18 protein-coding genes, 3 pseudogenes and 1 riboswitch are annotated in these 21,129 nt (G+C 41.1%); of the genes and pseudogenes, 1 reads left to right on the top strand and 20 read right to left on the bottom strand.

Going from position 1 to position 21,129, the window contains the following annotated elements; genetic code table 11:
- Positions 1–183 precede the first annotated feature (183 nt).
- From ACTNC6_RS08000 to ACTNC6_RS08015, 4 genes and pseudogenes are all read right to left on the bottom strand, one after another.
- Positions 184–886, bottom strand: a pseudogene (locus ACTNC6_RS08000) (hypothetical protein).
- Positions 887–890: 4 nt separating this feature from the next.
- Complete coding sequence (locus tag ACTNC6_RS08005; RefSeq protein ID WP_022380562.1) at positions 891–1,817, bottom strand: nucleotidyltransferase family protein; 927 nt, start codon at positions 1,815–1,817, stop codon at positions 891–893.
- A 116-nt stretch (positions 1,818–1,933) separates the two neighbouring features.
- The gene (locus ACTNC6_RS08010; protein WP_441043803.1) at positions 1,934–2,854 is read right to left on the bottom strand and encodes a carbohydrate ABC transporter permease; all 921 of its coding nucleotides are present in this window, start codon (positions 2,852–2,854) and stop codon (positions 1,934–1,936) included.
- A 13-nt stretch (positions 2,855–2,867) separates the two neighbouring features.
- Positions 2,868–3,110, bottom strand: a pseudogene (locus ACTNC6_RS08015) (sugar ABC transporter permease); the annotation flags it as partial.
- A gap of 126 nt (positions 3,111–3,236) precedes the next feature.
- Between ACTNC6_RS08015 and ACTNC6_RS08020 the strand changes: the two are divergent.
- Entirely contained in the window at positions 3,237–3,557 is a 321-nt protein-coding gene (locus tag ACTNC6_RS08020) for an AraC family transcriptional regulator (RefSeq protein WP_291816165.1), read from the top strand.
- 18 nt (positions 3,558–3,575) lie between these two features.
- Here ACTNC6_RS08020 and ACTNC6_RS08025 read toward each other — a convergent pair whose 3' ends face one another.
- From ACTNC6_RS08025 to ACTNC6_RS08100, 16 genes and pseudogenes are all read right to left on the bottom strand, one after another.
- A complete protein-coding gene (locus ACTNC6_RS08025; protein WP_441043804.1) occupies positions 3,576–4,832 on the bottom strand; it encodes an ABC transporter substrate-binding protein in 1,257 nt (418 codons plus the stop codon).
- A 144-nt stretch (positions 4,833–4,976) separates the two neighbouring features.
- Complete coding sequence (locus ACTNC6_RS08030; protein ID WP_441036385.1) at positions 4,977–6,314, bottom strand: ATP-binding protein; 1,338 nt, start codon at positions 6,312–6,314, stop codon at positions 4,977–4,979.
- Between the two features lie 8 nt (positions 6,315–6,322).
- Positions 6,323–6,991 (bottom strand): response regulator transcription factor, encoded by a 669-nt coding sequence (locus tag ACTNC6_RS08035; protein ID WP_173743968.1) that lies wholly within the window; start codon positions 6,989–6,991, stop codon positions 6,323–6,325.
- 240 nt (positions 6,992–7,231) lie between these two features.
- Positions 7,232–9,001: a Na/Pi cotransporter family protein gene (locus ACTNC6_RS08040; RefSeq protein WP_441043805.1), complete on the bottom strand. Its 1,770-nt coding sequence runs from the start codon at positions 8,999–9,001 to the stop codon at positions 7,232–7,234.
- Between the two features lie 343 nt (positions 9,002–9,344).
- Entirely contained in the window at positions 9,345–9,845 is a 501-nt protein-coding gene (gene greA / locus ACTNC6_RS08045; protein WP_008705914.1) for a transcription elongation factor GreA, read from the bottom strand.
- A gap of 15 nt (positions 9,846–9,860) precedes the next feature.
- A complete protein-coding gene (locus tag ACTNC6_RS08050) occupies positions 9,861–12,566 on the bottom strand; it encodes an NYN domain-containing protein (protein ID WP_441043806.1) in 2,706 nt (901 codons plus the stop codon).
- 195 nt (positions 12,567–12,761) lie between these two features.
- A complete protein-coding gene (locus tag ACTNC6_RS08055; RefSeq protein ID WP_441043807.1) occupies positions 12,762–12,986 on the bottom strand; it encodes a hypothetical protein in 225 nt (74 codons plus the stop codon).
- A gap of 177 nt (positions 12,987–13,163) precedes the next feature.
- Positions 13,164–14,327 (bottom strand): RNA-guided endonuclease InsQ/TnpB family protein, encoded by a 1,164-nt coding sequence (locus tag ACTNC6_RS08060; protein WP_441043808.1) that lies wholly within the window; start codon positions 14,325–14,327, stop codon positions 13,164–13,166.
- Positions 14,290–14,934 (bottom strand): annotated as a pseudogene (locus ACTNC6_RS08065) (IS607 family transposase). The gene ACTNC6_RS08060 and the pseudogene ACTNC6_RS08065 overlap by 38 nt, the downstream one beginning before the upstream one ends.
- 398 nt (positions 14,935–15,332) lie before the next feature.
- Positions 15,333–15,686 carry a CGGC domain-containing protein gene (locus tag ACTNC6_RS08070; protein WP_441043809.1) on the bottom strand — a complete coding sequence of 118 codons (354 nt, stop codon included), beginning with the start codon at positions 15,684–15,686 and terminating at the stop codon, positions 15,333–15,335.
- A gap of 67 nt (positions 15,687–15,753) precedes the next feature.
- On the bottom strand, positions 15,754–16,509 hold the full coding sequence (locus tag ACTNC6_RS08075; protein ID WP_441043810.1) for an ABC transporter ATP-binding protein: 756 nt from the start codon (positions 16,507–16,509) through the stop codon (positions 15,754–15,756).
- Positions 16,509–17,594 carry a FecCD family ABC transporter permease gene (locus ACTNC6_RS08080; protein ID WP_441043811.1) on the bottom strand — a complete coding sequence of 362 codons (1,086 nt, stop codon included), beginning with the start codon at positions 17,592–17,594 and terminating at the stop codon, positions 16,509–16,511. The genes ACTNC6_RS08075 and ACTNC6_RS08080 overlap by 1 nt, the downstream gene beginning before the upstream one ends.
- Positions 17,595–17,608: 14 nt before the next feature.
- Positions 17,609–18,733 (bottom strand): ABC transporter substrate-binding protein, encoded by a 1,125-nt coding sequence (locus ACTNC6_RS08085; protein WP_173702285.1) that lies wholly within the window; start codon positions 18,731–18,733, stop codon positions 17,609–17,611.
- A gap of 115 nt (positions 18,734–18,848) precedes the next feature.
- Positions 18,849–19,125: riboswitch (cobalamin riboswitch) on the bottom strand.
- Between the two features lie 78 nt (positions 19,126–19,203).
- Positions 19,204–19,854, bottom strand: a complete 651-nt coding sequence (locus ACTNC6_RS08090; RefSeq protein WP_441043812.1) for an ABC-2 transporter permease — start codon at positions 19,852–19,854, stop codon at positions 19,204–19,206.
- Entirely contained in the window at positions 19,851–20,696 is an 846-nt protein-coding gene (locus ACTNC6_RS08095) for an ABC transporter ATP-binding protein (RefSeq protein WP_441043813.1), read from the bottom strand. The genes ACTNC6_RS08090 and ACTNC6_RS08095 overlap by 4 nt, the downstream gene beginning before the upstream one ends.
- A gap of 3 nt (positions 20,697–20,699) precedes the next feature.
- On the bottom strand, positions 20,700–21,071 hold the full coding sequence (locus tag ACTNC6_RS08100) for a GntR family transcriptional regulator (RefSeq protein WP_008705927.1): 372 nt from the start codon (positions 21,069–21,071) through the stop codon (positions 20,700–20,702).
- Between the last annotated feature and the right edge of the window lie 58 nt (positions 21,072–21,129).

Consider the following 21,129-nt stretch of genomic DNA (forward strand, 5'->3'; position numbering starts at 1 on the left):
ACATCTGCAAAATTTACCTCTGTATTTTACAGCACCCTATATTCAGAACTGTAAAATACCGTTGCCTGGCACATCATGTATTGTAGAAAATCCTGCGAAAATATGATTTCTCTCATATCCCCGCAGGATAATTCTATCCGAATCAGTTCATAAATACAAGTCTTTATGGACATGTACATTTTTTTATACCTGTTTATACTTATTTACAATCTCTTTCATCCGGGAAAGTTTTTCTTCCATGTCTTTCACCAGTTTGAACTGTGTTCTGCAACGATCCAGATTATGTCCCTCTCTATGAATCTTGAAATAATGATCTCCCTCCAGATAGTCTGTGAGGAAACGCATCCCACATGCAAAGGTCATAAGAATTGCTCCCATGGGAAGCATATCCAGTTCTGTCCACCGTATTATGAAAATTTACGATGGTTTCATGAAGAGTTTCTGCCGGATAGTCCGCAAGCAGCCTCTGGAAATGTCCGAAAGCAACTGCACTCTGGTAAAAATCTTCCTCATCTTTTACCATATCATAGCATGTGGCATTTTCAATGAATAAATATACTCTCCAGTATTCTCCGTCCTCATCTACATAATAAGGAAGTCCATCCTTTGTCATCACAAGATTCAGAGTCTCTCTCTCCACATCTCCACCGTTTTCCTGGATCTTTTTCTTCAGCCAGGCAGTAACACCTCTGACATTCTCCATCAGTTCCACAGGTTTGGTAAAAATACTCCTGTTCATTTTCTGAAGAATATAATGTTTGCCTGTACCGTAAGTCAGTCGGTAAGTATCATTGATATGTCCGCTTCCATAAGGAAGACATTCTGTCAGATTATCTTCCAGAACAAATGCACTGGTGATATTCTTTATCTCCCGGTTAATTTCCACTCAATTATTCCTCCCATAATTTCTGTGGATACAGCCCTCCATCTTTTAAATTCTGAATGGCAGCTACTACCACAGGTTTATCTTCTTTGTAGGTTACGCCATACCATTTATCCATAGATTTCAGAACCTTTACAGTTGCTCTCTTCTCACCGAGAAGTTCATCTACTACAAATGGCAGGAAATATTCACATTTCAGCGGGTTTACTTTCAGATTCTCATCCAGGAATTTAGGGAATCTGTCTTTCAGCTCTTTTAGGATACTTGCGGAAAATCCCCACATATTCATGGATACTGTACTGCCTTCCGGAAGCATAGTCCATGTTTTTCCATCGTCTTCTGTATAAGCTGTGCCGCCGTCATGCTTTTCGATATGGGTACGCTCGTTGATCTTAAGAAGATGTCCTTCTTCATCTGTAACGCACACACCTCTTGCCACATGGCCATTCTCTGTCAAAGTATTTTCCAGTTTATAGCCGACCATCATATATCTGTAAGTATCTGCGGTATCTTCGTTCTCTGTCAGGAAATCATATGCCATCTTAAATGCATGACTTCCATAATAGTCATCTGCATTGATTACAACGAATGGTCCGTCGATTTCATTGATACAGCTTAATACGGCATGTCCGGTTCCCCATGGTTTCACACGTCCTTCCGGTACTTCATAGCCTTCCGGAATATTGTGAAGATCCTGGAAAACATATGATACTTCCAGCTGATTACTGAGGCGGTCACCGATGGCGCTTCTGAAGTCTGCTTCATTTTCTTTTTTGATAATAAATACTACTTTTTGGAATCCGGCCTGTACTGCATCATAAATGGAGAAATCCATGATGATGTGTCCCTCTTTGTCCACCGGATCGATCTGTTTCAGACCGCCGTAACGGCTTCCCATACCTGCTGCCATAACTACTAATACTGGTTTCTTCATAATTTTTTTCCTCTTTTCTTTAAATGTTTTTCGTTACTCTCAGATTACCTGGTAACTTTTTACATTCATCTTATCATACTATGATTTCGAGGTCAAAACGTGTTACATAATACCTTTCACAATCGCAAACAATTGGTATTGTCCTGCTGTCCTCTAATATTATCCCTTAATACCACCGGTACACCACCGATGATCTTCTCAGACAGGAAAATATACAGAATAAATGTCGGCAGGAATACAATGATTACCGCTGCGAACATTCCGGCCCAGTCACCTGTATATTTCATGGAGTTGATCATTCCATAAAGTCCAGGTGCAACAGGTTTCAGCTTGTCTGAGCTTGCGAAGATCAATGACAGGAAATACTCGTTCCAGATATTAATAAAATTAAAAATTGTCACTGTTACAATTCCTGACTGTGCCATGGGAAACATGATTTCCCAAAAAGTACGTATGGGAGGGCATCTGTCGATTGCTGCCGCTTCCTCATAGGTTCTGGAAATATTGCTGAAGAATGTAAGCAGGAAAATGGTCGTATAAGGTACATTAATTCCTACATATAATATAATCAATACAGTTCTTCCTGCTGCCACATTATTCAGGATTCCCATACCGGAAATAATGCTGAAAAGGGGAAGAACAACCATGATTGCCGGAACACCCATTGCAGATACGAAGCTGGTCTGGATAAATTTGTTTGCAATAAAATCAAATCTGGACAGTACATAAGCTGCAGGTGCACACACCAGAATCAGAATTGTACAGGAAATCACGGAATAGATCAGAAAATTTCCGAAGAAGCCTGCGACTCCGGCACCGTTCCATGCTTTAGCATAATTTTCAAAATGTAATCCGGACTCAAACTTCAGGGCTTTTCCCTGGAAGATTTCTGCTGTTTTTGAAAAACTTGCCCCGAATACCCATCCCAGAAGCGCAATGGTAAAGATTACCCAGAGCAGCAGGATGATGTATCCCGGCAGGAGTTTGACTTCTTTTTTCAGATTAAAGGGTCTGCGTGCCTCTTTTTCTTTTGCCATTTCTCATCCCTCCTTAGAATTCCAGATCATCATCTTTGATCACTCTGTTACAGATTGTAAATACAATGACTACGCAGACACTGAGCAGTACACCGATGGCCGCTCCCAGACCTGCATTTCGTTCTGTAACTGTATTACCGCCGCCAAAAATCTGCATATACATATAAACATAAGGGGTAATTGTCTGTGTGTCTGCAGTTACTGTGGAGAAAAGCTGTGACCATACAAAAAAGCCTACACTGCTTACAGACCACACGATATCTACCATCTGACAAGTGGGCAGCTCATCTTTCACAGACCAAATGAATTTCATAACCTTATTGCCATAGGAAATACCGCTCCTAATATTGTGGTAGTTTCTTTTGAATGCGATTCTCCATGTATGAAATTCTTTGAGAAAAAGTTGCTGAAACTTTCTGATTCTGAGAGAAATCTCATGGGAATGCTGATCGCTGAGGCCCGCCGCTGTATCGCAACCCCTCTGGATGACCCTTATACAGAAAAGATGGAAAAGAAAGAAGATTTTTTGTTTGGTTCTCAGCAGCTGATCCGCGAAAACCAGATGAACTTCGCACAGATTTCGGAATTTCTGGGATACTCTTCCATCCATTACTTTTCCAGACAGTTTAAAAAAATTTCCGGAATGACACCTACAGAATATATTACATCAATAAAGGCGCTCTCAGAACGAGAGCGCCAGTAATACCAGACAGCTTTTTTCTTATTTCATATTACTGAGATTTTCAATAAATTCCTCCGGTGTTTCCTCCAGTTTTGTGAGTTTTACAAGTTCTCTCTGTAACCCGTCTTTATAATCTGCCGTTTCCAGTCCTGCTGCCCACATATAAGTTTTTTTCATTTTATCCAGATAATCACTTGCCTCCGCAATGGCTTCCGGCCATTGGGCATTCTCTGCATCTGCCGGAACAGACTGCACAGCATCAGTGATTTTCATATCATTTTCTCCAGTGCAAATGGAATAGGCAAAATCAAAGGCTTCCTGCTTTTTCTCAGATCTGTCAGTAATTCCAAAGCCCTGGGCACCTGCCATAAGCCCCTCAGTGCCATCCACTCCATCATTTACAGAGGGCCAGGGAAAAAATCCCCATCGAATATCACAACGTGTATTCTCCATCACTTCATTTGGTCCCCATGACCCCTGCAGGAACATAACAGCCTCTTCATTGCCAATCTGATTTTGTCCCTCCGGATACTCGGCCGGAGAAATTTCGCTCATATACCCTGTCCAGAATAAGGTTCTGATATCTTCTGCTGCCTGTAACGCCTCCGGAACCTGATCCCAGGTATCATTCTTAATAATCCGCGCTACTTGATCCTGTCCTACATATCTGGCCAGCTGATACCCAAACAATAAATCAAGATAGGCAGAATCACAGACCATAGGGCTGGCACCAATGTCACTTATTTTAAGCTTTCTGCACACTCTGAGAAACTTTTGCCAGGTTTCCGGAATATCCTCATCTGTAAGACCAGCCTTCTCCCAAAGATCCTTGTTATACCACACTCCTGTTATATAAGGCTGATAAGGCATGGTCAGAAGCTTATCCTTTCCCCACCTTTCAATCTGTTCCAAAAGTATGGGCATTACATGTTTCTCATAATCTACGGAAGCAGCTATTTTTTTCAGATCAGTGAGATATATTCCATGCTCCTGCACCATTCGCTGATAATCATCATCAAAAAGATCTATTTCTTCTCCTGCGTCTAAGGCCGGTCCGATCAGAGATCTGATCTCCCTGCCCTTCCACTGGATCTCCACAGAAATACCTGTAGACTCCTGATAGGCGTCTGCTGCTTCTCTGATCACCTCTGCCTGGGGTTCATCCTCTTCCCACATAGACCAATATATAATACTCTGTTCCGGGATTTCATCGGATGCGGATGCAGGAATCTCTCCTGCTGCAAGCAATATCGAAAGGCAACTCAAACCAACCAAAATGCTTTTCCATTTTTTCATACTGAAAATACCCTCCATTGTCTCTGCCACCATAAAAACATAACTGTATTATTCTATTTTCCCTAATATTCATCTGTCTGTCAATCCCCAAAAAGAAAACGCATTACCATTTATCCCATTCCTGGTAATGCGTTTTATATTTTTTTAATTTTTAAATAAAATCTCCATCTTTGTTCCCCGTCCGGGTTCACTGTCAAGGAGTATCTTTGCATAATGTAAAGCTGCACCATGCTTTACAATAGAAAGCCCCAGACCTGTACCTCCAGTTTCACGGGAATGGCTTTTATCTACTCTGTAAAAACGTTCAAAAATCCTCTGCTGTTCGTTTTCCGGAATACCGATTCCGTTATCTTCCACACGGAAATAAGATTTTCCATTGAGTTTTCCCACAAAAACCTTAACCTCTCCACCTTCTGATGTATAACGTATAGCATTGTCCGTAAGATTATAAAACATTTCATACAATACATGACGTACTCCCTGAATCTGTGCAGAGTCTCCTGCATATTCCAGCCTGATTTTTTTCTTTGCCGCACGATTCTGGAGATTATTGATCACATCTTCTCCAAGTTCACCCAGGTCAACAGGCTCAAACATAGTTTCCCCATTTTTCTCATCCAGTCTGGAAAGCTGGATAATATCTGCAACCAGATTGGATAACCGTTCAGACTCATGATAAATTCTTCCTGAAAAATCCTGCATCTTATCCTGTGGGACCATTCCGTTCATCATAAGCTCTGCATATCCGGAGATTGACATAAGAGGAGTTTTCAATTCGTGGGAAACATTTGCTGTGAACTCTTTTCTCGCACTTTCTGCATTCTTCAGATCTTCCAGCTGCTTCTGAATCTGTCTGTTCTGCTGATCCAGACGAAAAAGCAATGGCCTTAATTCTTCGTAACATACATGCTCCAGAGGATGTTCCAGATCAATCCGGTTGATAGGCTCTATCAGCTTTCTGGTCTGTTTCTGTACAAGAAAAAGTTCAATTACAAGAATCACGCATACCAGTCCGCCAAGCAAAAGAAAGCTGGTTAGCATTGTTAACAGAAGACTATCTGTAGTCCTGGCTACTCGCAGAACCTGATCATCCTTTAATTTTACAGCATAATAAAACGTCTGTTTGGATAATGTGTCTGAATAGCGGACCATCTCACCGGATCCCTGCTTCTCAGCTTCAATAAATTCCGGTCTGTTACTGTGATTTTCCATTTCTTCCGGATTCTCAATACTGTCAAACAACACCTGACCATCTTTTCCCAGAAGAGTGATCCTGCTACTGGTGGCATCTCCGACCCTGTCTGAGAGAAAAGCCTCTCCGTCTTCTTCCAGACCGGTTTTAATATATGCAGCCTCATCCCTTACGCCCTGCTTCATATATATGTCATATCGGTTATACATAACGGTTCCTGCTGCCAGAAATGTAAGTATTACGGATAAAATAATAAGTAAACTGGTGTGACTGAATATTTTCTGTTTCATCTCTTCCCCTATTCTCCAATCCTGTAACCCACTCCACGGACTGTCTCGATCAAATCTCCGGCTTCACCCAGCTTCTGTCGTAAAGTTCTCACATGAACATCCACAGTTCTTGTTTCACCATCAAAATCATATCCCCACACATGGCAGAGAATCTGGTTTCTGGTCATGACCAGACTTTTATTTTCCATCAGATACTGAAGAAGTTCAAATTCCTTTCTGGTGAGTTCAATCTTTTCTTCCTGATATCGCACTTCATGGCGCCCTACATTCAGATAAAGTTCCCCATAATGAAGTTCCCTGTCCTCATTCTGACGGGCACTTCGCCTGAGTACAGCTTTTACTCTGGCAATAAATTCCATCATTCCAAAAGGCTTGGTAATATAATCATCTGCTCCGCCTTCCAGTCCTTTTACTTTATCAAATTCCGCTTCCTTGGCCGTTACCATGATCACCGGAACATCTTTCACCGACGACATACTTTTCAGCTGTGCCAGGATTGTATAACCATCATCTCCCGGAAGCATGATATCCAGAAGGATCAGCTCCGGTATCTCTTCCTTAAGTGCTTTCATCAGCTCAGCACCATTCCCAAACCCCTTGGCTTTGAATCCTGTTGTTTCCAGTGTATAAATAAGAAGCTCTCTGATATTACGTTCATCTTCCACACAATAGATCATCTTTTCTTGCCCTCCTCTTTATTTTTCAGTATACTTATTTTTTCATATTTACACAAGTCTGTAACCTGTATCCTCCCCAAATTCCATTACCCCAGTCAAGAAAATCCATTGCTGTGAGTAGGTCAGTAACATGAAAAATCCGGTGCATCTCCCAGAGTATATTCCAGGGTGCCCGGACTTTTCTTTTTCTGTTATTTTTTATACCAGTTTCTATCCACCATTCAGATAACTTCCATATGATTATGACAACTGATATTTAATCCGTGCATCCTCCAGCTCGTGATAGAAGGCTTCGTCTGGATGGGTTTTCACTGTATTCAGATGGCTGTGCGTATCATACAGATCTTCACTAACCTGTGTTACACAGACACCGATATTGGAGCAGTGATCTGCCACACGTTCCAGACAGGTGGTGATGTCCGAAAGGATAAATCCCATCTCAATGGTACATTCGCCGTTTCGCAGTCTCTGTACATGACGACGTTTCACTTCTTTGGAAAGCTCATCTATCACTTCTTCCAGCGGTTCGATCTTCTCTGCAAGCTGCGTATCCTGTGTATCAAAAACTTTGTATGCCATATTGATAATATCTTCCACTGCCTGTCCAAGCACCTCCAGGTCCTTCTTTGCATTTACGGAAAACTTCAGTCCTTTTTCATAAAGCTCCTGTGCTGATTCCATAATATTTACCGCATGGTCGGAAATACGTTCAAAATCCCCAATACAGTGAAGCATAATGGAAAGACTGTGACTGTCTGCTTCTGAGATATCTTTGTGGCTCAGCTTCACCAGATAAGTTCCCAGTTCATCTTCATAGCGGTCAACCTTGGATTCCATGTTTTCCACACGTTCTACGCCTTCTTCACTGTATTTATCCACCAGACTCAGTGCTGTAAACAGTGCATTGTGGGATTCTTCTGCCATTTTTCTGGCTGCATTGCGGCTCTGCTCTACTGCAAATGCCGGTTTCTCCAGAAAACGAGGCTCCAGGATCATAAACTCTCTGTCCTCTGCTGAAACAACAACGTCCTCTTTTTTGTCCCGGATTGTAAGACAGGCAAGTTTCTCCAGTCCCTTTGCAAAAGGAAGGAGAATGATCGTTGCAGTAACATTAAATACACTGTGGATAACAGCAATTCCTGCCGGTGTTGCTACCTGATGGAAGAAAGAAAATCCAACAACTGCATTTATAAGATAGAATACAGTCATAAAGATAACCGTACCGATCAGGTTGAAATACAGATGTACTGCTGCTGCACGTTTTGCATTCTTCTTGGCTCCGATTGCAGAAAGGATTGCAGTAATACAGGTTCCGATGTTCTGTCCCATAATGATCGGGATTGCTGCACTGAACGGTACTGCACCTGTAAGACACAGGGCCTGCAGAATACCTACGGATGCAGAAGATGACTGGATCACTGCAGTAAGAAGGGCACCTGCTATAACACCTAACAACGGATTTGAAAATTTAAGTAACAGGTTTGTAAATTCCGGCACTTCTGCAAGGGGTTTTACAGCAGAACTCATCATATCCATACCGTACATCAGGATTGCAAAACCAATAAAAATACTTCCGATATCTTTCTTCTTTGAATCATTGATAAACAAAATAAAAATCACACCAATGATCGCAAGCACAGGGGAAAATGATGTTGGTTTAAACATCTGAATGATAAAATTATCACTCTGTATTCCTGTCAGGCTTAAGATCCAGGAGGTGATCGTAGTACCGATATTGGCACCCATGATCACTCCTACTGCCTGTGATAATTTCATGATCCCTGAATTTACAAAACCTACTACCATAACAGTCGTAGCTGAAGATGACTGGATCACTGCTGTTACTCCTGCTCCCAAAAGCACTGCTTTTATGGGATTTGAAGTAAGATTTTCAAGAATCTTCTCCAGCTTTCCGCCGGAAACCTTCGCAAGGCCATCTCCCATTGCATTCATACCATACAAAAATAATGCAAGGCCTCCGATCAATGTTAATATACTGAATAAATCCATGATTATTCTCCTTTTCCCTTTTCATAAGTATATGGTTATTTACTTTCTGCCATCTGATGGCAGTCTCAGACATGTGCAGGCATATATATGTTTTTTTGCGATACATATCCCTGACTTGCTTCTCATCATAACCATGCTTTGTAAAATCATCCCTATGAGAATGTTAAATCCATGTAAAATTTCCAGTCATCCTATTCATTCTGTGTAAGGTTCCCATAAATTCATCCGTATTTTTGATATAAAAATAAAAAGAACCATTGCAGGAGATATGACACTAACCGGTGTTCATCTCTTACAATAGTTCTTTTATCAATCCGGATCCTGTATTTCGACAGTATTATTATCAGAATCCGCGGATCTCTTCATCCTCGGAACCAGTCTTATCAATAGAACGGATTTCCAGGAAGTAACTGTAGTTATCATTTACCTTTACTTCCACTCTGTCTCCAACCTTGTGACCTTTCAGAGCCATACCAATGGGAGATTCAATGCTGATGCGGTTTTCCATGGAGTTTCCTCTTATGGAAGTTACCAGCTTATATTTCTCAATCTCATCGTCTTCCTCGAAATATACCTCTACAATATCATCCATTCCAACTTCATCGTCTTTGGAATCATCAGAAACAATGGTTGCTGTTTTCAGCATATTCTCAAGGTAACGGATACGGCTTTCGTTCTGATTCTTATGCTTCTTGGCCGCATAATATTCAAAATTCTCACTCAGGTCTCCCTGAGCTCTGGCTTCCTTTACAGCTTCTATTGCTTCTTTTCGTACAACCAGCTTGCGGTGATCGATCTCCTGCTGAATTTTCTCAACATCTTTTTGTGTCAGCTTTTCTTTCATGACTGCATCTCCCTTTTACTGTTTTCCAAGTCGTTTCTCTTTCATATATTGTGCCATTTCATCAGAAATATTGTCGATCAGATAATTCTTGCTGCTCTGACGTTTCTCATGCCATTGCTGGCGGATCTGATTTTCTGTAGCTTTTATTTCATCCCGAAGACCTCTGGCAGACATACGGTGGGCACCCTGTCCCATGATGATAATCTGCTCCAGTCCATCGGAGGTAGCTACCGTTATCTGGTTTTCACGGCCGATCTTATGGACCGTTTTCTCGATATACTGATCTGCTGTCTCAGCTTCTTTTGTGTAGACTACGTGGATGTTATGATAGGTGATCACTTCCTCTGCATGGCCCTCTATCTTGTAAGCGTCAAATACAAGAATTAACGTACATTTCTTAAAGCCCTGATAGTTGCTCAGAATATCCATCAGTTTTGTCTGAGCTGCATGGAGGTTTGCATCTGCCAGCTCTTTTAAATCTTCCCAAGCATAGATGATGTTATAGCCATCTACAAGGAGATATTCTTTTTCTTTCTTCTTAGCAGAAGAGCTGTTACGGTAATAGCTGCCGCTGTCAGATTTTGAAGAAAATGTTCTCTTAAACTGTGGTTCTTTGTAACGATTGACTGGTCCGAAAGTTCTCTCAAAAATAGCTTTCAGTTCTTCCTCATCCTCATAGCTTCCTACGCCGGCATTCTTTGGCGGGCAATAACCTGAGTCTCCCTGATTCCTTCCATTCCTGTTTCCTGCTGTACTTTCTTCACTATCCGGTATGGTATCACTCAGCTCAGACTCGTCAACCCCTTCTAAGTGCATATAATCCTCTACTTCATACCATGGCACCACAAATCCAGCTCCATGAGCACAAAATACAGAACCCGTGGGATTGTCCAGGTCACGTTCGGAATCATATCCAATCTCCTCTACAATTTCATCCTGATTCTGACATGGGGCATAGCCCTTCAATGAACAGAATAATCTGCCCCGTCCCTTTGTATAGGAGGTTACCTGTGTCTGATAATCTCGCATCATTGATACAGGCGCACTCCCCTTCAATACCATCATATCATCCTCATCCGCTTCCGGCTGCTGGAAGGTTCCATTCATTTTCTGAATATCAGTCATAGCACGCCCGATCATATCTCCCGGAATCTCAAGTCTGAACTCATAATATGGCTCAAGCAGTACACTTTTTGCTTTCTTTAATCCCTGCCGCACAGCCCTGTACGTCGCCTGCCGGAAATCGCCGCCCTCTGTGTGTTTCAGATGGGCACGTCCTGTGATCAGTGTGATCTGCATATCTGTGATGGGAGAACCGGTCAGTACTCCCGGATGCTCCCGTTCTTCCAGATGAGTCAGGATCAGTCGCTGCCAGTTACGATCCAGCACGTCCTCACTGCATGCAGTAAAAAACTGCAGTCCACTTCCCGGCTCTCCCGGTTCCAGAAGCAGGTGTACTTCTGCATAATGACGCAGCGGTTCAAAATGGCCTACACCTTCTACCGGCTCTGCGATTGTTTCTTTATATACGATATTTCCTGTGCCAAACTCTACTGCTACATGGAAACGTTCCCAGATCAGATGCTTTAATATCTCAATCTGAACCTCACCCATCAGCATGGCATGGATTTCTCCAAGCTGCTCATTCCATACAATGTGAAGCTCCGGTTCCTCCTCTTCCAGCTCTTTGAGTTTCTTCAGCATCTGGTGAACATCACAGTCCTCAGGAAGCAGAATTCTGTAATTTAATACAGGTTCCAGAACCGGCATCTCAGATTCCCGTTCAATCCCAAATCCCTGTCCCGGATGTGTCTGGGAAAGGCCGGTCACTGCACAGATAGTTCCTGCAGGAGCTTCCTTTGCAAGCTCAAATTTCGCACCGGAATAAATACGGATCTGATCCGCTTTCTCTGTATCTGTAAGAAGTTCCTTCACCTTCAATGTTCCACCTGTGATTTTCATATAGCTTAAACGATTGCCCTGATCGTCTCTGGCAATCTTGAATACTTTTGCCCCGAACTCAGACGGATATGTCGGTGTCTCGCAGTATTTTTCCAAACCATGGAGGAATTCTTCTACACCTGTCATTTTCAGCGCAGAGCCAAAGAAACATGGGAAAAGTTTTCGCTCTTTGATTACTTTTTGGATATCTGATGTTGATATTTTCTCTGTTTCCAGGTATTTTTCAAGCAGTTCCTCATCGCAGACAGAAACATCTTCCAGAAACTGAGAATGCAGAGCTGATTTTTCCCAGGTGAAATCAACGCAATTATCACTTAATCGCTTCTTTAATTCTGCCAGAAGTTTCTCTTTATCTGTTCCATCCTGGTCCATTTTATTGATAAACAGGAACGTCGGAATCTGGTATCTTGCCAGAAGTCTCCATAACGTCATGGTATGCCCCTGCACACCATCCGCTCCATTGATTACAAGGATGGCATAATCCAGAACCTGAAGTGTTCTCTCCATTTCCGCTGAGAAATCCACATGTCCCGGCGTATCCAGCAGAGTTATCCCCCTGTTTCCCAGTTCAAACTCCGCCTGCTTGGAAAAAATCGTAATTCCTCGTTCCCGTTCCAGGTTATAGGTGTCCAGATACGCATCCTTATGATCCACCCGCCCCAGCTTACGGATTTTTCCCGTTAAATATAAAATTCCCTCCGACAACGTAGTCTTACCTGCATCTACGTGGGCAAGGATACCAATAACAAGTTTCTCCATAGTATATTTAAAAACTCCTTTTTCTTTATAAAATCAGTAGTTATTCTTTTATCGCTTCATCTGTTAAAATCCTTTATCAATTAATTATTTTAACATACTGATATAGATAAATCCAATAGGGTTGTGTTTTTATGTGTTCATTTAGTCCAAAAGAGTCCACATTTACAGTTAATGTGGACTCCGCTTCCATTATTTTTAATATGTGGTTTTCATATTCTTTTTTTCATTCAGCCACTTATATACAGTCTTTTCTTCTACTTTTACTCCCTGAGTAATCTGCTGCACGGATAATCCCATTTCAGCCAATGAAATTGCTGTTTCTTTTTTAGTTTTCATTACTCCTTCTGCCATACCAGCTTCATACTCAGCTTTCCTGAGTTTTCTTTTTTCCTCTTCCTCGTTATATTCAAATATACTCATAGCGACTACCGTTACTGAAAACTTATAAAAAAGTTATAAACTTCTATGTTTCATTCCTACTTCAACGAGTATGCTTTTGATGATATAAATATCTATCTACTCACAAGTTCTTGTACTCTCCATAGGCGTAAATTCCGGACTAACGTATCCGTACATATTTGCATTAACGTTTCAGTGTCAACCTGCAAATTTTTCTCCATAAGTCTTGAGATTTATAGATGCCTGGAAATCTCTGTCAATCATATTCCCACACGCACATCTATAAACTCTGTCAGATAACTTCAGATCTTTTTTGATGTTTCCACAACAGCTGCAAAGCTTTGATGATGGATAAAACCGATCAGCCACAATAAGCTGGATCCCTTTATCGCTGCACTTATATTCAAGCTGTTTTCTAAACCGGAAAAACCCCTGTGCCTGAACTGCTTTGGATAAATGTCTGTTTTTCATCATTCCGCTGACATTCAGATCTTCAATACATATAAATCTTGGTTTTCGATCTACGATCTCCGATATGGTCTGATTTAAATAATTTTTACGGATATTTGTTAATCTGTGATTTCGTTTTAATAAAAGTTTTTCCTTTTTGATTACATTATTTGTTTTACAGTAACTTTCTCCTTTTTTATTTTTCTCGTAAGAACGAGAGATACTACGCTGTAATCTGCGTTTCTGTTTTTCTAATTTCTTTATTTTCTGACTCTTATTGATGTTCTTATACTTAGTTCCATCAGAACAGATCGCCAGATCTTTGATTCCCAAGTCTATGCCGACTCCGTCATCATTAAGTGTTTCCCTGCAGTCAGGAAATTCTACACATACGCTGATCCACCAGTTCAATCCGTCAAAGGATATTCGCGGATTCATATATTTAGCATCTGTCGGAATCCTTCCATGTTCTGCAAGTCTTACCCAATTCATTTTTTGCTTATTTGCCTTCCTGCTGGAGGAAAAGCCTTCAAATTTAACGTGGGTATTACTGAATCGTATCTTAACGTTGTCCTGATAGAACTTCGGCATTGATCTCTTTTTTGACTTGAATCTTGGAAATTTCTGCAAACCTTTGAAAAAATTCTTATAAGCAGTACAGGCATCTTTGATCGCCTGTTTGGTTACATTATTTGAAATACTCAGTAACCATGCATATTCATCAGAATGTCTAAGCTTTGTAAATTCTTTTCTGAGTTCTGCATCTGAAATGAATTTTTCACCTTTTTCATAGTTTTCTATTTCCCTGGCCAAAGCCCAGTTATAAGCAAATCTTGAAGCACCTGCGTACTGAAACATCTTAGTTTTCTGTACATTATTTGGTATCAACATTACTTTTATGGCTTTTACCATCTGTTTCCTCCTGTATCAGTTCACGGATAAGTTTCTTAGCTTTATCCGCTCGTTTTCCTTGTAATTTACAACTGAATACTGTGATTATCTGAACCAGATCCTCAACAAGTTCCTGCTGTTCGGATTTTTCAGTATTATCAATAATCTCAATCTCACAATTATAAAGTGAAGCGATATATTCTATCAGCTCAAAACCAAATCGTAATAGCCGATCTTTATATAAAACAACAACCTTTTCAACCTGATTTTGAGATATTCGCCTGATCAATTCCTGAAGTCCTTTTTTCTTATAATTAATCCCGGAACCGATATCACTTATTACCTCAAATGGCTGTCCTTTTGCCAAAAGATATGTCTTAACATTATCAATCTGTCTTTCCATATCATCTTTCTGTTTATGGCTTGAAACGCGACAATATCCAATTGTAATGCGGTTTTTAGGCTTTACATTTATTACCTGGTTGAGTTACTCATCAGAATAATATCTATAGCCACTTACTGTAGTATGATGCGGATGAAGTTTTCCATTGGCATCCCCATTTCGTAATGTCTGGGCAGATACGCCTATAATTTTTGAAAATTCATGTATAGAATAATATTTACTCAAAGTATCAACTCCTTTCAATAATATTCCACCCTAATATCTTATAAAACTCAACATGTTCTTATATAATTTTATAATTTATATTTAGTTGCTAATAACCCTTCAATCGGTTTCTTTTCACAGTAATTTTTTTGTTCTTTCTTTTTGCCATTGGCAATACCTCCTGTTTTCCGCAGGAGTCAAAGAACATTTTGTGCTATTCTTATCACTTCTCAGCTCCTGCTTTTCATAATTAACTGGAATTAAAAGCATGGATTTCTGAATTGAGATTAGAATAATCAGACGGCAAAAATGCCTTGAAATATAAGAGAAATATGCTTTATACTTATGTTAGCATTACTTACTCTTATTTTCAAGGCATTTTATATTCTTTTTATTTTATAAATTGTATAGAAACTTTTTTATTCTTTATGTGTTCCTCTGATCACTTTGATTCCACGTTCTTCTATCATATTGCAGATCTGTGTCATCCTTGGACATTCATGCTTTCCATCCGGAAGACGACAGACACCTACGTGGATGGCACTGATCTTTTCGCTGACCAGTCTGTCTATCTTTTCCAGGATTCCTTTGTCTTCTATGGGGTCTGTCGGGTTGGCGTCTTTGCATCCATTGCAGGTCATCATTGCTGCCAGACAGGTATCTTCCGGATAATCCTGAAAGAAATCAGTTCTGTTCTGAAATGCTGCCAGGCATCCGACTCTGGCGCATACATTATTAGAATGAATACACGTTAAAATTCCTATCTTATTCATCTTTTTCCTCCATATACAACAGGCCAGAGTCAAAATTTTTTCTGACTCTGGCCTGTCAATTCTCATATTATAAAAATAAAATATGCATCTTCCCGCGGCTGTCATTTACCACTTCCGAATCTACCTGGTAAATCCTTTTGATCAGCTCCTGAGTGAGTACTTCCTGTGGAGTTCCATATCCTTCCAGCACACCATCTTTCAATACATAAATCTTATCACAGTATGCCGCCGCAATATTCAGGTCATGGATAGCTGATATTACAGTTACGTTAAGTTTCTTTACCAGTTCCATCAGCATGATCTGATGTGTGATATCCAGATGGTTAGTCGGCTCATCAAGGATCAGTGCAGGTGTCTGCTGTGCAAGTGCTCTTGCCAGAATAACCCTCTGCTGCTCTCCACCTGACAGCGTAGAAAATGTGCGATCCGCAAATGCATCCATCTGTACCGTTTTCAGTGCTTCTTCAACAATCCGGTAATCTTTTGCATTATCCCGTTCCAATGCTTTCTTATGAGGTGCACGTCCCATCAACACGACTTCCCGTACGGTAAAATCAAAGTTGTAGTAATTGTGCTGTGCCACAACTGCCATTTTTCTGGCGGAGCTTTTTACGCTCATGGAATGGAGTTCTTCGCCGTCCAAATAAACGGCACCTGCATCTGGCTTCAGGATACGGTAGATGCATTTTAATAATGTAGATTTTCCGCTTCCGTTTGGTCCGATGATCCCTACCAGTTCCTTATCCTTTGACTCTATGGAAATTCCCTTCAGTATCTGTCTGGCGTGAAATCCAACCTGAATATCTTCTGTAGTGATTTTCATTACTTACTACCTCCAAATCCATAGGATTTCCGCACAAGCAGATAAATAAAGCATGGAGCACCGATAATGGATACCAGCACACCGATCGGCATCTCAGAATTCTTCAGGATCACACGACATGCCACATCACACCAGATCAGGAATGATGCACCAAGCAGTGCACTTAATGGCAGTAATCTTCTGTGGTCTGTTCCAAACAGGATTCTGATCACATGAGGGATCACAAGTCCTACAAAGCCGATCACACCCGCACAATATACTGCAAACCCAATCATTACAGAAGCAACGATCAGATAAAAAGTTCTCAGCCTGTGCAAATCAGTTCCCAGTGTGATCGATACATCATCTCCTAACAGCATCAGATTCAGATTACGATATTGCGTCCAGAAAATAATTACACAGATCAATGTAACAGGAAGCATTACACCTACTCTGCTCCAGCTTGCGCCTGCAAGGCTTCCCATCGTCCACTTCATTACTTCTGTTGCTGCATTTTTGTCATTGGTGATATAGATAACAAAATTGGAAAAAGCAGAACATACCGCACTGACAGCCATTCCGGCAAGGATCAGTTTGGCAGAAGTAGCTTTTCCGCCCATGTTTGCAATGGCAATTACTGCAAAAGAAGTGACCATTGCACCAATAAATGCAGTAACACCAACTGAGTTTCCACCGAGAAATCCACCAACTCCAAGCATGATCGCCAGTGTTGCACCAAAGGATGCACCGGATGAAATACCAAGTACATACGGATCTGCCAGTGGGTTCTGGACAATCGCCTGCATAACTACGCCACAGACGGAAAGAGCCATTCCAACTGCCAGAGCCAGCAGGACTCTGGGCAGCCGGATCAGCCACACAACATCGTGAACTGCGCCTTCTGCATAGGCGGACAGGCTTTTGATATGAAACAATTTATATGCAATGACACTGTAAACATCTTTCAGTAACAGATCTGCATTTCCAAAAGTGATTGCTGCAAGAATGGAAAAAATCAAAAATGCCGCAAGCCCGATAAGAACTGCCACATACATGGATGTCCTGAGCACACTGCCTTTTTTTGTCTGTGAAACCTGTTCTTTCACTGTTATGTCCTCAATCAGTCAAAATTCACATCCGGATATAATCCTTTTGCGAAAGTTTCAATACCATCCTGTGTACGTGTTGCACTTGCGTACATTTCACTGAGCATGATCGGATAAACACGACCGTTCTTTACAGCGTCAAGGCTCTGAAGTGCTTCGTCATCCTTGATAACGGCAAGCTGGCTTTCTTTTACAGTTTCCGGATCATCACCTGCATATGGCATGTATACAACAAAAATCACATCAGGGTTTGCTGCAATGATATCTTCTTTTCCTGCTGTAGAAGCATCCGGGTTTGCCAGAGTCGCACCCAGTTGTGTTACCATATCTCCACCAAGGCTCTTTGCACCATAGTTTGTGATATCTTCTCCAAGAGGTTCCAGAACCATTACGCTTGGTTTCTCTTCTACATCTGCTGTTGCTGTAAGAGTTTTATCGATCACTGCCTTTGCATCATCTACGATTGCCTGTGCTTTGTCCTGTACATCAAAAATCTTTCCAAGATTTAAGATGTCTGTAAATTCATTTTCCAGAGTTCTGTCTCCGTCAGGGCGTGTGTTTGTGTTGTAATAAGTGTTGCAGCCTTTGTCAATCCAGTCTGTTACATTTCCGAGATTTTTATCAGAAAACAGGGAGCTCCAGGATAAGATCATGTCTGGCTCCAACATCGTTACAGTCTCAAGGGATGGGGTAAATTCATCAAGATAATTTGTTTTTGAAAATGCATCTTTAAGTTCATCCGGAACTTCATTGTCAAGACCTGCAGTAGCTACCAGACGGTCTTCCAGGCCAAGTGCAAGCATGGTTTCAATGCTTCCCTGATATACAGCAAGAACTTTCTCCGGTGCCTTTTCATAGGTTGTTTCGATTTCATTTCCATCATAATCATAGGTTGTGATGGTCAGAGGATATTCTGTCTTTGTACCTTCTGCGTCTGCTGTCTTATCTGCATCTGCTGAATCCTGTGCGTCTGCATCTTCCTGTGTATCAGAGTCTGCATCTGCTGCCGGCTGATTGTCCTCTTTGATTGTCTCAGAGTCTGCTCTCTCTGCTGCAAAAGCTGCCGGAGCTGCGGAAACTGCCATAGCTGCTGCCATCATAATTGCCATGATTCTTGTGGATAAATACCTGTTTTTCATTTGACTTCCTCTCTTTTCGTATATGTTATTTACCTGTTCGTGTAACCGAAAAGATGAGACTTCAGAAAAAGTAAAATAGAAGTGATAAGAATAACGGATACTTTTTACGGAAGCTCCTTCTTTACGCTGTCAGGCAGGTTTCCTGACTCACAGATCACAGAAAGTTCCCATAAAATAAAAACTGATACAACATCCATGCTTCAGCAGTTCATGAATATTGTATCAGAAATATTTCCAGATACTCTCTGACAGCCGGATTCCGCCTTCTCACATATTTATGCAATGACATATTACAATCCCGCTTTTTTTCTGTATACAGTGGCCGCAACCGTTCAGGCATTTCACCTGATTCCCTCTCACATTATCATACACAAAATCTGCGTATGATAATGTTCACTTAACAGCTATTCAATTACGCTGATATAATTTTAGCACACTGCTTTTATAATTACAACCATATTCGAGACACATCAGAATTCTTTCTTCTCCATAAGCCGGACACCAATCCAAAAAGATCCCATATATACAATTACTGTAAATAATACAACTCCGGCCAATACCATTCCCCATTTCAGTCCATTCAGCCATGCACCGACTGCGTCTGCTGAAAGTCCCATTGTTTTTATCAGAATATAAACTACGGCAATTATAATAGCCCACATGACCATTGCAATATAACGTCCTTTTTCTGCTCCAAAATGTATTACAAGCGGGAGCGATACTGACAACATAAGAAGCGCCAGTGGAATGTATATCAGAGTGTCAATAATTTTCTCACTCAGGCACCCCTGAAGCTCTGCCACACCTTTACAGATCACTCCCGTTATTGCTTCAATTCCCCACGCTGCAGCCGTAAGCCCTGCTCCCAGCAGATATTTCTCCGCCACATACTGTTTTCTGGTAACCGGCAAGGTCATAAGAAATGCAAGACCATTATCAAACTCATCATAACTTATAGTCGTAATGGCAAAAATTGCTGTGGCAATCATAAAATATCCTATAGCAAAACTGACGCTCCCGCTTCCTGCCAGATTCAGGATGACTCCCATTACAATAACCAGGATAAAAGACTGTTTCTGCTGTTTCATCAGTTCTATATCCTTTACAAATAATCCCTTCATACCTGTTCCTCCATCATCACTACCAGATCATCAATCTTTCCATTCTCAATTACAACATCCGGATAATTTTCCATATAAAATTGTTTCTGGTTTGTCAGACACCTGTATCCATAAGCTTCTTTCCGAATCTTAATAAGGTATTGCTGATCCAGTTTTTCGTACTCTTCTTCTGAAACTTTAAGAACTGCATAATCTGACAGCAGTACATCTGTATCCTCATGAAGGATAATTTTTCCGGCATGGATCATATAAAAATCGTCACAAAGACTCTCCAGATCTGATGAAATATGTGAACTGATCAGAATAGAACTGCTTTCATTTTCTTCCATATATTCTCTCAGCATGTTCAGCACCTCATCCCTGGCGATCACATCCAGACCAACTGTGGGCTCATCCAGAATCAGCAGTTCTGCCTTATGGCTTAATGCTGCCAGTACTTTAAACTTTGCTTTCATACCAGTGGAAAATTCTTTGATTTTCTTGTCTGTGGGCAGATTGAATCTTCTGCACTGCTGCAGGAATTTCTCTCTGTCAAAATCCGGATATATGCTTTTCATAATATTTGCCACGCCCGCTGCTGTCAGATACATACTGAAGCCTGAATCTGCAAAAACAACTGCCAGTTTCTGCTTATCCTCCGGCTTAAGCTCTTCTGCCTTTTTCCCAAAGACCTCTATCTCTCCGCCATCCGGATGAATCAAGCCGAGCAAAGCTTTAAATGTGGTGGATTTCCCGGAACCATTTCTTCCAATAAGTCCTGTAATCATCCCAGGCTGTACTTCCATAGAACAGTCCAGCGAAAAACCTCTGTAATGTTTCTGCAAATGACTGATTTTCAACATGTCTTAGTCCTCCATGATCATTTCAAAAAGATTTCTGATTTCCTCATCGTTCAGTCCACATCTTCTGCCCTTCATGATTGCCTGCTCCAGATCATGTTCTACTTCTTTGAGCTGTTCTTCCCTCATCAGGTTTTTATTTGTGGCTGCAACGTAGGTTCCTTTTCCATGAACAGTGACGGTAAATCCTTCTTCTTCCAGATTGTCGTAGGCTTTCTTCACAGTCAGGGCACTGATCTTCAGTTCCTTTGACAAACTGCGTACTGAAGGTAATACAGTGTCCGGCTGTAACTCTCCTCTGATAATCGCAGACTTAATCTGGTCTATGATCTGTTCATAAATAGGTACCATGGATGAATTATTGATTATTATATGCATATGTTTCTCCTCCATCTGTAAACAGTATATAACAGTGCATAACTGTTGTCAACTGTTT

Source organism: Blautia sp. HCP3S3_C4, assembly GCF_052064095.1.
Lineage (GTDB): Bacteria > Bacillota > Clostridia > Lachnospirales > Lachnospiraceae > Blautia_A.

Bases quoted from the DNA above. Each gene is read 5' to 3' on its own strand.
- ACTNC6_RS08005 (WP_022380562.1), bottom strand. From the start codon at position 1,817: ATGAAGAAACCAGTATTAGTAGTTATGGCAGCAGGTATGGGAAGCCGT.
- ACTNC6_RS08010 (WP_441043803.1), bottom strand. From the start codon at position 2,854: ATGGCAAAAGAAAAAGAGGCACGCAGACCCTTTAATCTGAAAAAAGAA.
- ACTNC6_RS08020 (WP_291816165.1), top strand. From the start codon at position 3,237: ATGAAATTCTTTGAGAAAAAGTTGCTGAAACTTTCTGATTCTGAGAGA.
- ACTNC6_RS08025 (WP_441043804.1), bottom strand. From the start codon at position 4,832: ATGAAAAAATGGAAAAGCATTTTGGTTGGTTTGAGTTGCCTTTCGATA.
- ACTNC6_RS08030 (WP_441036385.1), bottom strand. From the start codon at position 6,314: ATGAAACAGAAAATATTCAGTCACACCAGTTTACTTATTATTTTATCC.
- ACTNC6_RS08035 (WP_173743968.1), bottom strand. From the start codon at position 6,991: ATGATCTATTGTGTGGAAGATGAACGTAATATCAGAGAGCTTCTTATT.
- ACTNC6_RS08040 (WP_441043805.1), bottom strand. From the start codon at position 9,001: ATGGATTTATTCAGTATATTAACATTGATCGGAGGCCTTGCATTATTT.
- greA (WP_008705914.1), bottom strand. From the start codon at position 9,845: ATGAAAGAAAAGCTGACACAAAAAGATGTTGAGAAAATTCAGCAGGAG.
- ACTNC6_RS08050 (WP_441043806.1), bottom strand. From the start codon at position 12,566: ATGGAGAAACTTGTTATTGGTATCCTTGCCCACGTAGATGCAGGTAAG.
- ACTNC6_RS08055 (WP_441043807.1), bottom strand. From the start codon at position 12,986: ATGAGTATATTTGAATATAACGAGGAAGAGGAAAAAAGAAAACTCAGG.
- ACTNC6_RS08060 (WP_441043808.1), bottom strand. From the start codon at position 14,327: ATGGTAAAAGCCATAAAAGTAATGTTGATACCAAATAATGTACAGAAA.
- ACTNC6_RS08070 (WP_441043809.1), bottom strand. From the start codon at position 15,686: ATGAATAAGATAGGAATTTTAACGTGTATTCATTCTAATAATGTATGC.
- ACTNC6_RS08075 (WP_441043810.1), bottom strand. From the start codon at position 16,509: ATGAAAATCACTACAGAAGATATTCAGGTTGGATTTCACGCCAGACAG.
- ACTNC6_RS08085 (WP_173702285.1), bottom strand. From the start codon at position 18,733: ATGAAAAACAGGTATTTATCCACAAGAATCATGGCAATTATGATGGCA.
- ACTNC6_RS08090 (WP_441043812.1), bottom strand. From the start codon at position 19,854: ATGAAGGGATTATTTGTAAAGGATATAGAACTGATGAAACAGCAGAAA.
- ACTNC6_RS08095 (WP_441043813.1), bottom strand. From the start codon at position 20,696: ATGTTGAAAATCAGTCATTTGCAGAAACATTACAGAGGTTTTTCGCTG.
- ACTNC6_RS08100 (WP_008705927.1), bottom strand. From the start codon at position 21,071: ATGCATATAATAATCAATAATTCATCCATGGTACCTATTTATGAACAG.